Origin of the sequence: Streptomyces sp. R33, assembly GCF_041200175.1 — a bacterium.
GTDB classification, from domain to species: Bacteria; Actinomycetota; Actinomycetes; order Streptomycetales; family Streptomycetaceae; genus Streptomyces; species Streptomyces katrae_B.
On record NZ_CP165727.1, the window covers coordinates 3,655,827 to 3,669,012 of the forward strand.

The following is a 13,186-nucleotide window of genomic DNA, read 5'->3' on the forward strand; positions in this document are numbered from 1 at the left end:
GTCCCGTTCACCCGTCAGGGAAGCCGCAGGTCAGGCGATGCGGTCCAGGACGATCGGCGTGGCGGAGAACGCCGTGCCGGCCGGGGCGATGTCGTACGTGCCCTCCAGGGAGGCCAGGGCGTACTCGAACTTCTCCGGGGTGTCCGTGTGCAGGGTCATCAGCGGCTGGCCCGCGGTCACGGTGTCGCCCGGCTTCGCGTGGAGCTCGATGCCCGCGCCCGCCTGCACCGGGTCCTCCTTGCGCGCGCGGCCGGCGCCCAGGCGCCAGGCGCCGACGCCGACGCCGTACGCGTCCAGGCGGGTCAGGACGCCCGAGGACGGGGCGGTGACGACGTGCTGCTCGCGGGCCACCGGGAGGGCCGCGTCCGGGTCGCCGCCCTGAGCCGCGATCATCCGGCGCCAGACGTCCATCGCGGAGCCGTCGGCCAGCGCCTTGGCCGGGTCGGCGTCCTTGATGCCCGCCGCGTCCAGCATCTCGCGGGCCAGCGCCAGGGTCAGCTCGACGACGTCGGAGGGGCCGCCGCCGGCCAGGACCTCGACCGACTCGCGGATCTCCAGCGCGTTGCCGGCCGTCAGGCCGAGCGGGGTGGACATGTCGGTGAGCAGCGCGATCGTCTTGACGCCGCTGTCCGTACCGAGGGCGACCATCGTCGAGGCGAGCTCGCGCGCGTCCTCGATGTTCTTCATGAACGCGCCGGTGCCGACCTTCACGTCGAGGACGAGCGAGCCGGTGCCCTCGGCGATCTTCTTCGACATGATCGAGGAGGCGATCAGCGGGATGGCCTCGACGGTGCCCGTCACGTCGCGCAGGGCGTACAGCTTCTTGTCGGCGGGGGCCAGGCCGTCGCCCGCCGCGCAGATGACCGCGCCGGTGGTGTCGAGGACGTGCAGCATCTCCTCGTTGGACAGCAGCGCGCGCCAGCCGGGGATCGACTCCAGCTTGTCCAGGGTGCCGCCGGTGTGGCCGAGGCCGCGGCCCGACAGCTGCGGCACGGCCGCGCCGCAGGCGGCGACGAGCGGGGCCAGCGGCAGGGTGATCTTGTCGCCGACGCCGCCCGTGGAGTGCTTGTCGGCGGTGGGGCGGGACAGGGAGTCGAAGTTCATCCGCTCGCCCGACGCGATCATCGCGGCGGTCCAGCGCTTGATCTCGGCCCGGTTCATGCCGTTCAGCAGGATGGCCATCGCCAGCGCCGACATCTGCTCGTCGGCGACGACACCGCGCGTGTACGCGTCGATGACCCAGTCGATCTGCTCGGGGCTCAGCTCGCCGCGGTCCCGCTTGGTGCGGATGACGGAGATGACGTCCATGTGGTGCTTCCTTCTACGCGCATAGAGGTGAGGGGAAAGAAAGACGGAAGGGAGACGGCCCTTCGCCCGGCAGGGCGAAGGGCCGTCGGCACGGCTATCTCAGATGGTCCGGCCCGAAGGCCTGCGGCAGCATCTCGGCCAGAGGAAGGATCCCCTTCGGGGTCTCCACCAGCAGTTCCGGACCGCCGAACTCGAAGAGCAGCTGGCGGCAGCGCCCGCACGGGACGAGGCTCTCGCCCTTGCCGTCCACGCACGTGAAGTGCGTCAGGCGGCCGCCGCCCGTGGCCTGGAGCGCGGAGACCAGTCCGCATTCGGCGCACAGGCTGAGCCCGTAGCTGGCGTTCTCCACGTTGCAGCCGACCACGGTGCGGCCGTCGTCGACGAGGGCCGCGACGCCGACCGGGAAGCCGGAGTACGGGGCGTACGCCCGGGACATGGCCTCCCGGGCGGCGGCCCGCAGGGCCTCCCAGTCCACGTCGGTCACTTGCCCTCGCCCTTGCGGTAGGGCAGGCCGTCGGCCTTGGGCATCCGCAGGCGCTGGGCCGACAGGGCGAGCACCAGCAGGGTCGTGACGTACGGGGCCGCCTCGACGAACTGGCTCGGGACGGCGTCGGTCAGGGCGTACCAGAGGAACAGACCGGCCGCGCAGAGCGCCGCGACGCTCGCCTGGACGTGCTTCTTCTTGTACAGGTACCAGCCGAAGGCCACGACGAGCAGGATCGCCAGGAGCAGCAGCATCGCGTGGACGTTCTCGGCGCCGCCGCGCAGCTTGAGGCTGTACGTGAAGCCGAAGAGGCCGGAACCGAGGGCCGTGCCGCCCGGCATCCAGTTACCGAAGATCATCGCGGCGAGGCCGATGTAGCCGCGGCCGCCGGTCTGGCCCTCCTGGTAGATGCCCGTGGAGACGATCGCGAGGAACGCGCCGCCGAGGCCGGCCAGCGCGCCGGAGACGACCACGGCGATGTACTTGTACTTGTAGACGTTCACGCCGAGGGACTCGGCGGCGACCGGGTTCTCACCGCAGGAGCGCAGGCGCAGGCCGAAGGAGGTCCGCCACAGCACCCACCAGGTGGCGGGGACCAGCAGGACGGCGACGACGGTCAGCAGCGAGAGGTTGGTGACCAGGCCGCCGACCACGCCGGCGACGTCCGAGATCAGGAACCAGTGCTTGCCCTGGAGTGTCGCCAGCCAGTCCGACAACCCCGGCACGGTGATCTCCGTGATCGGGTCGATGCGCGGGGACTGCTTGGACGAGCCGCCCGGGGCCTTGTCGAAGGTGAAGTTCGACAGGTACTGGGTGAAGCCGACAGCCAGGATGTTGACCGCCACACCGGAGACGATGTGGTTGACGTTGAACGTCACGGTGATGATCGCGTGCAGCAGGCCGCCGAGGGCGCCGCCGACGATGCCCATGAGGACACCGGTCCACGGACCCCACTGGTAGCCGGCCCAGGCACCGAACCAGGTGCCGAGGATCATCATGCCCTCGAGGCCGATGTTGACGACGCCCGCGCGCTCGGCCCACAGGCCGCCGAGGCCGGCGAGGCCGATCGGGACGGCGAGCTGGAGCGCGCCGGAGATCTGGCCCGCGGAGGTCAGGTCGTCGGCGCCGGAGATGACCCGGACCAGTGAGATCAGGGCGAGGCCGCCCGCGATCATCAGCAGGATCCAGGGCAGGGTGAGCTTGCGTCGGCCGCCGTCCTTCTTGGGCGCGGCGCTCGTCGCGGAAACGGTGCTGGTGCTCACGCCGCGACCTCCTTGTTGTCGGTCTTGAGGGCGTGCCCGGCGGCCAGCTCACGGCCGACCTTCTGCTGCTGGCGGCGGATGCCGTAGCGGCGGACGAGCTCGTAGCTGACGACGACCGCGATCACGATCAGGCCCTGCATGATCGTGCCGATCTCCTTGGCGTAGCCGGCGGTGTCGAGACCGGCGGCGGCCTTGTCGATGAAGGCGATCAGGAACGCGGAGAAGAAGATGCCGATCGGACTGTTGCGGCCGAGCAGCGCGATGGTGATGCCGGTGAAGCCGATGCCCAGGGGGAAGGACAGGTTGTACGTGTAGGACTCGCCGAGCAGCAGCGGCATGCCGGTCAGACCGGCGACCGCGCCCGAGATGAGCATGGAGGTCATGATCATCTTCTTGGCGTCCACGCCGGAGGCCTGCGCGGCGGACTCGCTGGCGCCGGTGGCGCGCAGGTCGAATCCGAAGCGGGTCCGGTTGAGGACGAACCAGTAGACGACGCCGAGGGCGAAGGCCACGAAGGTGAAGCCGTAGACCTCCAGGCCGTCACCGATGGTCAGGGCCGGGAACCGGCCCGACTCCGGGATGTCGCCGGTGGTCAGGTTGTTCGAGCCGGGCGGCTGGACACCGAGGTTCTTCGGCAGGATCAGCCAGGCGATCACGGCGGTGGCGATGGCGTTGAGCATGATCGTGGAGACGACCTCGCTCACGCCGCGCTTGGCCTTGAGGATGCCGGCGATGCCGGACCAGAAGGCACCGGTGGCCATGGCCACGAGCACGATCAGGAAGATGTGCAGCGGACCGGGCAGCGAGATCGAGGCACCGACCACCGCGGAGATCATCGCCGCGAGACGGTACTGGCCGTCGACGCCGATGTTGAAGAGGTTCATCCGGAAGCCGATGGCGACGGCCAGGGCAGCCAGGTAGTAGATACCGGCCTGGTTCACGATGAGGACCTGGACGTCCTCGTAGCTGGCCTGGTCGATCATGACGCGCAGCGGGTCGATCGGGTCGACGCCCGAGGCGGCCAGCACGATCATGGTCAGGAGGAAGGCGCTGACCAGAGCGAGCGCCGGTCCGGCGACCGCGAGGATCAGCCGGTCCTTGTCGAATTTCTTCATCGGGCCTCGTCCTCCGTCGTGTCACCGTCGGCAGCGTCGGAAGGGTTGTCGTTGGCTTCCAGGTGGCCGCGTGCGGCACCCGTCATGGCGGTGCCGAGTTCCTCGGGCGTGATGGTCGCCGGGTCGGCGTCCGCGACCAGGCGGCCGCGGTAGATGACGCGCAGGGTGTCCGACAGGCCGATCAGCTCGTCCAGGTCGGCCGAGATCAGGAGCACGGCGAGGCCCTCGCGACGGGCCTCCCGGATGGCGTCCCAGATCTGGGCCTGCGCACCGACGTCCACACCGCGGGTGGGGTGGGCGGCGATCAGGAACTTCGGGTTGTGGCTCATCTCGCGGCCGACGATCAGCTTCTGCTGGTTGCCGCCGGAGAGGGAGGACGCGGTCACGTCGATGCCCGGGGTGCGGACGTCGTACTCGCGCACGATCCGCTCGGTGTCCTTGCGGGCGGCCTTGGGGTCGAGGATGCCGCGCTTGGAGTTGGGCGCCTCGGTCACGTGTCCGAGGATGCGGTTCTCCCAGAGCGGGGACTCCAGCAGCAGCCCGTGGCGGTGGCGGTCCTCGGGGATGTAGCCGATGCCGCCTTCGCGACGCTTGCGCGTCGGCGTGGTGGAGATGTCGGCGCCGTCGAGGGAGATGACACCGCCGTCCGGGATGCTCATGCCCATGAGGGCCTCGATGAGCTCGGTCTGGCCGTTGCCCTCGACACCGGCGATGCCGAGGACCTCGCCCTTGTGGATGGTGAAGTCGATGCCGGCCAGCACCTCGCGCACGACGCCGTCGGGGTCGGTGGCGGCCAGGCGCAGGTCCTGGACCCGCAGCATCGGGACGTCGGTGACCGTCGACTCGCGCGTCTCCGGCGAGGGGAGCTCGCTGCCGACCATGAGCTCGGCGAGCTGCTTGGTCGTGGCGGTCTTCGGGTCGGCGGTGCCGACCGTGGTGCCGCGGCGGATGACCGTGATGTCGTCGGCGACCTTCAGCACCTCGCCCAGCTTGTGCGAGATGAAGATGACGGTCAGGCCCTCGGCCTTGAGCTCGCGCAGGTTGTCGAAGAGTGCGTCCACCTCCTGCGGCACGAGCACCGCGGTGGGCTCGTCGAGGATGAGGGTGCGGGCACCGCGGTAGAGGACCTTGAGGATCTCCACGCGCTGCCGGTCGGCGACACCGAGGTCCTCGACCAGGGCGTCGGGGCGCACACCGAGGCCGTACGCGTCCGAGATCTCCAGGATCTTCTTACGGGCCTTGGCGCCGATGCCGTACAGCTTCTCGCCGCCGAGAACCACGTTCTCCAGGACGGTGAGGTTGTCGGCGAGCATGAAGTGCTGGTGCACCATGCCGATGCCGCGGGCGATGGCCTCGCCGGGGTTGGCGAAGGTGACCTGCTCCCCGTCGATGGCGATGGTGCCCTCGTCCGGCTTCTGCATGCCGTAGAGGATCTTCATCAGGGTCGACTTGCCGGCACCGTTCTCACCGATCAGGGCGTGGACCGTGCCCTTGCGGACGGTGATGGCGATGTCCTTGTTGGCGACGACGCCTGGGAAACGCTTGGTGATGCCGTGCAGTTCTACGGCGGGGGGGCTGGACGCGTTGATGACGCACTCTCCTTGGCGCGGAAGGAGCTGGAAAGCCAAGTTGGCAGGGGGCAGGACGGGGATCGGCCGGGCGGGTGGGCGGGAGGAGGACGGTATCGCGTCCACGATGCCTCTACGCGCGTAGCACTGTCGAAAGTGAAAACTTGCGGCCAAGTGGCCACAAGGATCACGAAACACGGCTCGGGGCCCGGGAGCGGCACAGGCCGCTCCCCGGACCCCGGAGACCACTACTTCATATCAGAGACGGCCTTACGGGGCGGTCTTGACGTTGATCTTCTTGGCGATGATGTCGGCCTTCGCCTTCTCGACCGCGGCGGTGACGTCCGTCATCTTCTTGTACTCGGGGTTGGAGTCGGCCAGGCCGACGCCGTCCTTGTCGAGGCCGTAACGGATCTCACCGTTCTGCGGCTTGCCGTCCTCGACCGACTTGATCAGGTTGAAGACCGCGTCCGGGACGTCCTTGGTGACCGAGGTCAGGATGTGGTCCTTGTACTTCGCCAGACCGGCCTGGTTGTACTGGTCGGAGTCGACGCCGATGGCCCACTTGCCGGCGGTGGCGGTGGCCTCGATCGCACCCGAACCGGCAAGACCGGCGGCGGAGTAGATCACGTCGGCGCCCTTGGCCAGCTGGCCCTGCGCGGCGGCCTTGCCGAGGTCGGGCTTGGCGAAACCGGAGAAGTCCGGGGGCTGCGTCAGGTAGGTCGACAGCACCTCGGCGTTGGGGTTGGTGTCCTTGACGCCCTGCGCGAAGCCCGCCTCGAACTTCTTGATCAGCGGAACCTCGACACCGCCGATGAAGCCGACCTTGCCGGTCTTCGACGCCTTGGCGGCGGCGACGCCGGCCAGGTAGGAGCCCTGCTCCTCGTTGAAGACGAGGTTGGCGATGTTCTTGTCGGTCACCGAGGTGTCGTCGATGAGGCCGAACGTGGTGTTCGGGAACTTCGCGGCGACCTTCTTGATGGCCGGCGCGTAGGCGAAGCCGACACCGATGACCGGGTTGTTGCCCTTGCGCGCGAGCTCGGTGAGGCGCTGGACCTTGTCGGCCTCGCTCTCGCCCTCGGTGGGCTCCGCCTCGGCGCCCTTGATCTTGAGGTCCTTCTCGGCCTTCTCCAGACCCGCGAACGCGGCGTCGTTGAAGGACTGGTCACCGCGGCCGCCGATGTCGTACGCGATGGCTGCGGACTTGCTGCCCGACGACGACTCCGACGAGGACGCGGAGGAGTCGGACGACTTCTTTCCGCCACAGGCGGTGGCCGAGAGGGCCAGCGCCGCGGACGCGATGCCCACGGTGGCGATCCTGGTGATCCGGCGCAAGGGGAGGCTCCTTCAAAACCTGACCGAAGCGCCACGACCGGCGCTGGTTTCGCGGCGATCGTAACGCGCGTAGATGTCAGTTAAAGGGCCGTTCATGAGTCGTTATCGGATCGTCGCGAATCGGACAGTGACCGATCGGTAACTGCTCGGACGTCCAGCCCTTGTGTACCAAGGGCTGGACAGGTGTGCCTGCAGGCGCTCAGATGTTGTAGAAATTTTTACCCGATCGGCCTGGAACGCCGTCCGTCGAGCAGTGCCGCGGCCGTGAAGAACTCCACCCCGACCCCGATCGCGGACTCGTCGACGTCGAAGTCGCCCCGGTGCAGGTCCCTCTTGGCGCTCGCGCCCGGGGTGTGCACGCCGAGCCGGGCCATGGCTCCGGGCACGTGCTCGAGGTACCAGGAGAAGTCCTCGCCGCCGAGGCTCTGCTCGGTGTCCTCGACGGAGTCCTTGCCGAGCCGGGCCGCCATCGACTCGCGCAGCAGCTCCGTGACCACCGGGTCGTTGACGACCGGCGGCACCCCGCGCACGTAGGTGATCTCCGACTTGGCCCGGTGCATCCCGGAGATCTCGTCGATCGCGGCGTGGATCTGGTCGGGGGCCTCGTGCCAGGCGTTGATGTCCAGGCAGCGGATGGTCCCGGACAGCTCGGCGTGCATCGGGATCACGTTGCAGGCGTGCCCGGCCTCGATCCGGCCCCAGGTGATCGACATGCCCGAGCGGGCGTCCATCCGGCGGGACAGCACGGCCGGCAGGTCGACGGCGACCCGGGCGGCGGCCGTGACGAGGTCGGTGGTCAGGTGCGGGCGGGCCGTGTGCCCACCGGGGCCGGCCAGGGTGATCTCCAGCCGGTCGCAGGCGGAGGTGATGGGCCCGGTCCGCAGTCCGATCTTCCCGGCGTCGACCCTCGGGTCGCAGTGCACCGCGACGATCCGGCCCACGCCGTCCAGGACGCCGGATTCGATGGCGTCGGTGGCTCCGCCGGGCAGCACTTCCTCGGCGGGCTGGAACAGCAGCCGCACGGGGCGGGGCAGCAGACCCTGCCGGTCGAGGTCGGCGAGGACCAGGCCGGCGCCGAGGACGACCGCGGTGTGCACGTCGTGGCCGCAGGCGTGGGCCCGGTCGGGGAAGGTCGAGCGGTACGCGACGTGCGTCTTGGTGTCCGGAATGGGCAGGGCGTCGATGTCCGCGCGCAGGGCCAGCATCGGCCGGCCCCCGTCCCAGGTGCCCACGTCACAGATCAGGCCGGTTCCGGACTTCAGCACGCGGGGGCGCAGGCCGGCTTTCTCCAGCCGGGCCTTGATCGCCGCCGTGGTGCGGAACTCCTGGTGTCCTAGCTCGGGGTGCATGTGCAAGTCCCGGCGGAAGGCGATCAGTTCGGCACGCAGGTGGTCCGGAAGCTTGCCGGGCAGCTCGGGCCGGTCGGGCGTGCCGGGCAGGGCGGTCTGGGACTCGCGGGACATCAACTGGTTCACCCGTTGAAGGGTAGGCCCACGAATGGCTCAACTGGCTGGAGATCACCAAAAGTTCATGCCGTTAGGGGAAAAAAACCAGACCTCTGGACGCATGACCGGATGCACCCGGGGGTAAACTCGCGCGCTCATCCGGCCGCAGAGGCCGTCTGGGCAGGCAGTCTGTGCACATCACGGGCGGTCTCGGTGACCCCGGCGAGGAAGCTGCGGGCCCGCGGCGAGGCGGAGCCGGTGAGCCAGGCCGGGTCGACATTGCATACGGCGACGGTCACACCGGTTCCGGTCAGCGCGTACGGCAGGGTGTGGACGACGGTGGACGGAAAGCTGACGATCGTACGACCGACCGGTCCTCGCCGGGCGATCAGCTCCAGCGGCAGGTCCGGGCGCACGATCTCGAGCCCGGTCGCCTCGCTGAGCGCGCGCAGCTTCTCGGCGGATTCCCGGCGGTGCGCGAAGTAGCGGGTGGCGCCGTGCTCCAGGGTCAGGGCGCGTACGGCGTCCAGGTAGCGGGCCGGGTCGACCACGCCGGTCTCCACGAGGGAGGTGCCGACGAGGTCGGTGCCCTTGGTCAGCCGCGGCGGGCCGAAGCGGGAGCGGGTCCACGCGAACTCGTTGACCCGCAGCGTCATCGCGCCGTGGACGGTGACGGGCATCGAGCTGAACACCTCGACGCGGCGCCCCTTGCCGGCGGCCGGGGTGAAGCGGCGCCGGGCGCCTGCCGAGACCGGCGCGTACGCGAGCTCGCGGACGCGGCCGGGCAGGCCTCCGCCGCCGACCCGGTGCCAGCGTACGAGCCGCTCGCCGCGGCCGGTCTGGGCGACGAACTCCATGGTGGCGGTCCCGTCGTCGACCACGACGAGCTCCTCGGCCCGTACGAGGGTGAGCAGGAGCTGCACGTACCGGGAGAAGGGGTCGCCGACGACGACCCGGCGGGCCGCGCGCACGTCCCGGGCGAGCGCGGCGAGCGCCTTGAACGGCGCGAGCCGGCCGCCGCGGGCCTCCTGCCAGGCGACCTCGTACCCCTCGTCCCGCGCGAGGCCCGCCATCCGGCGGAGCTGTCCCCGGGACATGGGGTCGGTGGGGGGCAGTACGACGATCCGCAGCCAGGACGCTGCGCGCGCTGCGTCCCCGAAGCGCGCGCCGGCCGGGGCCGCGTCCTGCGGGCCTGCATTCTCCGGGCCCGCATTCTCCGCGGCTGCATCCGGCGACGGCCGCAGGCCGCGGGAGGCGAGCGGGCCCGGCTGCCGGGGGACGCCGTCCAGCCGGACGGCACCGCCCGGTGTGGACACGGCTTCGGCGTACGCCCACTCCAGCACGTTCAGGAGCTGGACCGGACTCTCGACGAAAGCCAGGGTGGAGGCTGAGGGGGTCACCACGTACTCCTCGTCAGGGGCGGGGCGGAGCGTCGTACCGGACGGACACCGGGCGGGGACGGCGGAGGGGCCGAAGGCCGGACCGCGGCTCAGACGGAGGCGAGCTCGCCCTGGACCCGGCGGAGCTTCTTCATGGGGCCGAGCTCGGAGTCGTAGACGCGCTTGATGCCGTCGCCGAGGGCGGTCTCGATGGTGCGGATGTCGCGGACCAGGCGGGCGAGGCCGCCCGGCTCCACGGAGGCGGCCTGGTCGGAGCCCCACATGGCGCGGTCGAGGGTAATGTGCCGCTCGACGAAGGTGGCGCCGAGGGCGACGGCCGCGAGGGTGGTCTGCAGGCCCGTCTCGTGGCCGGAGTAGCCGATCGGGACGTTGGGGTACTCCTCCTGCAGCGTGTTGATCACCCGCAGGTTGAGCTCCTCGGCCTTGGCCGGGTACGTCGAAGTGGCATGGCAGAGCAGGATGTTGTCGCTGCCGAGCACCTCCACCGCGTGGCGGATCTGCTTCGGGGTGGACATGCCGGTGGAGAGGACGACGGTGCGGCCCGTGGCGCGCAGGGCGCGCAGCAGCTCGTCGTCGGTGAGGGAGGCGGAGGCCACCTTGTGGGCGGGGACGTCGAACTTCTCCAGGAAGGCGACGGCCTCGGTGTCCCACGGGGAGGCGAACCAGTCGATGCCGCGCTTGGCGCAGTGCTCGTCGATGGAGCGGTACTCGGCCTCGCCGAACTCCACGCGGTGGCGGTAGTCGATGTACGTCATCCGGCCCCAGGGGGTGTCGCGCTCGATGTCCCACTGGTCGCGCGGGGTGCAGATCTCCGGGGTGCGCTTCTGGAACTTCACGGCGTCGCAGCCCGCTTCGGCGGCGGCGTCGATGAGGGCGAACGCGTTGCCGAGGTCGCCGTTGTGGTTGATGCCGATCTCGCCGACGACGTAGACGGGGCGGCCGGGGCCGGCGGTGCGCGAGCCGAAGGTGCGCAGGCGGGCGTTGGCGGGGGCGACGGTCATGGCAGCTCAGGTCCTTCGTTCGGTGCGTGGGGGTGCAGAGGGGGTGGGAAAAGGGGGGCGAGGAGGCGGGCGCGGGCCAGGTCGTGCGGGTCGTCGATCTCCAGGACCCGTGCGGGGTCGGTGGCGACGGGGAGGGTGCGCCCGAAGAAGCGGTGCCGGGAGGTGCGGAAGCCGGCGGCGTCCATGGCGTAGGCGGCGCCGGTCTCCAGCAGGTCCTGGGGCCGGTCCTGCCGGCGGGGGCGTACGGCCTTGTCGTGGTTGACGCCGCTGCCGGCGCCGTCGGCCGCCTCCCGCCAGAGGAAGCCGTGGAAGGGGGCGACGGTCAGGGCCGAGTCGGCGGCGCCGGATGCGACGGCGGCGGCGACCGACTCGACGTCGGAGGAGGTCAGGAACGGGCTGGTGCACTGGACGAGGAGGACCACGTCCACGGTGAGGGAGTGCAGTTCCTCGAAGGCGTCGAGCGCGTGCAGCACGGCGGCTTCGCTGCTCGCGGTGTCCCCGGAGATCGCCGCGGGCCGGCGGATCGCCTCGGCCCCGGCGGCGCGGGCGGCGTCCGCGATGGGCCCGGCGTCGGTGGAGACCACGACGTCGGTGACGGTGGCGGCGCCCCGGCAGGCCTGCACGGCCCGGACGACGAGCGGGACTCCGGCCACCTCGGCGAGGTTCTTCCCCGGGACGCCCTTGGAGCCGCCGCGGGCCGGGATCACGGCCAGGACGCGCGGGCGCCTCGCGGAGTCCGCGGCGGGGTCGACGGCGGGTCCCACGGCAGAGTTCGCGGCGGGCCTCACGGCAGAGTTCGCGGCGGGCCTCACGGCGAAGTTCGCGGCGGGGCTCACAGCTCGCCCATCCGGCGGATCATCGGGGCCACGCGCTGGACCCCGTGCCGGTACGCCCCGCGGGCGGCCTCGCGCAGGTGCGAGCGCAGCCAGCGGCGCAGCCGGGACTCCCCGCCGCCCTCCCGGACGGCGCCGGGCAGCGGGGTCCCGTCGGGGGCGAGATGGTGCCGGGCCAGGATCCCGGGCAGGTACCCGGGCGCGGTGACCTGCGTGTAGTAGGGGGCGACGGCGGGGAGGACCGGGAGGTCCAGCAGTTCGCCGAGCCGGGCGCGGGCGGCGGCGAAGGAGTCCGGGGCGCCCGGCGCGCCCGTCACGCCCTGGTCGGCCAGCCAGTCCGGGTCGCCCTGCGGCAGCAGGCCGGCGTCCAGCTGGTCCCAGGACGCCAGGCAGCCCGAGCCGAGGAAGTGGTGGTTGCCGAGCACCTCGCGGATGCCGAGGTCGGTGAGGACGGCCGTCGGGATCCCGCGGTGCAGGGACTCCAGGGCGGCCGTGGAGGAGACCGTGACCAGCAGGTCCGTGCCGTCCAGGACCTCGCCCATGTTCCCGTAGACCAGCCGGCAGTTGGCGGGCAGTCCGCCGGGGATGCGCTCGGCGAGCCGCTGGTAGGGCTGCTCCTCCAGGTGCGTGGTGTGCTCCCCTGGCCGGCTGCGCAGCTTGATCAGCACCTCGCGCCCGGGGTGCAGCCGGGCGTGCCGGGCCGCCCGCTCCAGCAGGTACGCGCGGTCGGCGCGGCTCTCGGGGACGGACGGCTGGACGGCGAAGACCACGGTGTGGGCGCTGCTGCCGGCCCTTTCGTACGCCGCTCCGTCCAGGAACGGCAGTGCCGTCTCCGTGACGGCGCCGGCGTCCGCGCCGACGCCCTCGTACACCGCGCGGAAGCGTCCCGCGTCGTAGCGGGAGTTGGCGAGGACGAGGTCGGCCCCGTGTCGCAGCAGCAGCCCGTCGGCGAGCTTCTCGTATACGACGCCCACGTACCCGGTGACGAGGACGGGGCGGGCGGCGGGCTCGGGCCACAGGGCGCGGACCCCGTGCAGGACCGCCTGGACGGCTCCACCGACGAGGGCGAGGACGACGACGTCGTACTTCTCGCGCTCGAGCTCCGCGAGGAACTGCGCGCAGGTCACCTCGGAGAGCCGGTCGGCGCGGACGCCCACCTCGCCGAGCTGGCGCGCGGTCGGGGTGGCCCGGCCGCGGAGCAGGTACCCGGTGAGGTGCGGTTCCACCGCGAGGCGGCGGGCGGTGAGTGCGCCCCATTTCCATCGCGTATCGGAATCGGCGAGTACGGCGACGCGAAGGGCAGTACGAGTATGAGTGGCGGCACGATTACTGGCTGGCACCCGGCAGAAGCTATTCCGCAATTTCGGTGATCGGCCCAACGAACGCACAACAGCGGGTTAACAACCCGTCTACGTCATGCGAAACCGCACGGGTT

10 protein-coding genes and 1 pseudogene are annotated in these 13,186 nt (G+C 71.0%); all 11 read right to left on the reverse strand.

All coding sequences use genetic code 11. The annotated features are described in order from the left end of the window. Positions 1–30 precede the first annotated feature (30 nt). Complete coding sequence (locus AB5J51_RS16545) at positions 31–1,308, reverse strand: thymidine phosphorylase (protein WP_030290737.1); 1,278 nt, start codon at positions 1,306–1,308, stop codon at positions 31–33. Between the two features lie 94 nt (positions 1,309–1,402). Beyond that, positions 1,403–1,792, reverse strand: coding sequence for a cytidine deaminase (locus AB5J51_RS16550; protein ID WP_053786342.1), 390 nt, complete (start codon positions 1,790–1,792; stop codon positions 1,403–1,405). Beyond that, a complete protein-coding gene (locus tag AB5J51_RS16555) occupies positions 1,789–3,054 on the reverse strand; it encodes an ABC transporter permease (protein ID WP_053786343.1) in 1,266 nt (421 codons plus the stop codon). The genes AB5J51_RS16550 and AB5J51_RS16555 overlap by 4 nt, the downstream gene beginning before the upstream one ends. Next, a complete protein-coding gene (locus AB5J51_RS16560) occupies positions 3,051–4,169 on the reverse strand; it encodes an ABC transporter permease (RefSeq protein ID WP_369777976.1) in 1,119 nt (372 codons plus the stop codon). Before AB5J51_RS16560 ends, AB5J51_RS16555 begins: the two co-directional genes overlap by 4 nt. Next, positions 4,166–5,797 (reverse strand): ABC transporter ATP-binding protein, encoded by a 1,632-nt coding sequence (locus AB5J51_RS16565; RefSeq protein WP_199828025.1) that lies wholly within the window; start codon positions 5,795–5,797, stop codon positions 4,166–4,168. The genes AB5J51_RS16560 and AB5J51_RS16565 overlap by 4 nt, the downstream gene beginning before the upstream one ends. 210 nt (positions 5,798–6,007) lie before the next feature. Continuing rightward, entirely contained in the window at positions 6,008–7,072 is a 1,065-nt protein-coding gene (locus AB5J51_RS16570; RefSeq protein ID WP_053786345.1) for a BMP family protein, read from the reverse strand. 218 nt (positions 7,073–7,290) lie between these two features. Next, entirely contained in the window at positions 7,291–8,535 is a 1,245-nt protein-coding gene (locus AB5J51_RS16575) for an amidohydrolase (protein ID WP_053786346.1), read from the reverse strand. Between the two features lie 137 nt (positions 8,536–8,672). After that, positions 8,673–9,917, reverse strand: coding sequence for a hypothetical protein (locus AB5J51_RS16580; RefSeq protein ID WP_369777977.1), 1,245 nt, complete (start codon positions 9,915–9,917; stop codon positions 8,673–8,675). Positions 9,918–10,006: 89 nt separating this feature from the next. Next, positions 10,007–10,918, reverse strand: a complete 912-nt coding sequence (locus AB5J51_RS16585) for an N-acetylneuraminate synthase family protein (RefSeq protein ID WP_053786348.1) — start codon at positions 10,916–10,918, stop codon at positions 10,007–10,009. Positions 10,919–10,965: 47 nt separating this feature from the next. Beyond that, positions 10,966–11,682, reverse strand: a pseudogene (locus tag AB5J51_RS16590) (cytidylyltransferase domain-containing protein); the annotation flags it as partial. A 68-nt stretch (positions 11,683–11,750) separates the two neighbouring features. Continuing rightward, positions 11,751–13,091, reverse strand: coding sequence for a DUF6716 putative glycosyltransferase (locus AB5J51_RS16595; RefSeq protein ID WP_369777978.1), 1,341 nt, complete (start codon positions 13,089–13,091; stop codon positions 11,751–11,753). Positions 13,092–13,186: the final 95 nt, after the last annotated feature.

Excerpts from the sequence above, each read along its gene's own strand:
- AB5J51_RS16545 (WP_030290737.1), bottom strand. The coding sequence starts at position 1,308 with ATGGACGTCATCTCCGTCATCCGCACCAAGCGGGACCGCGGCGAGCTG.
- AB5J51_RS16560 (WP_369777976.1), bottom strand. The coding sequence starts at position 4,169 with ATGAAGAAATTCGACAAGGACCGGCTGATCCTCGCGGTCGCCGGACCG.
- AB5J51_RS16575 (WP_053786346.1), bottom strand. The coding sequence starts at position 8,535 with ATGTCCCGCGAGTCCCAGACCGCCCTGCCCGGCACGCCCGACCGGCCC.
- AB5J51_RS16585 (WP_053786348.1), bottom strand. The coding sequence starts at position 10,918 with ATGACCGTCGCCCCCGCCAACGCCCGCCTGCGCACCTTCGGCTCGCGC.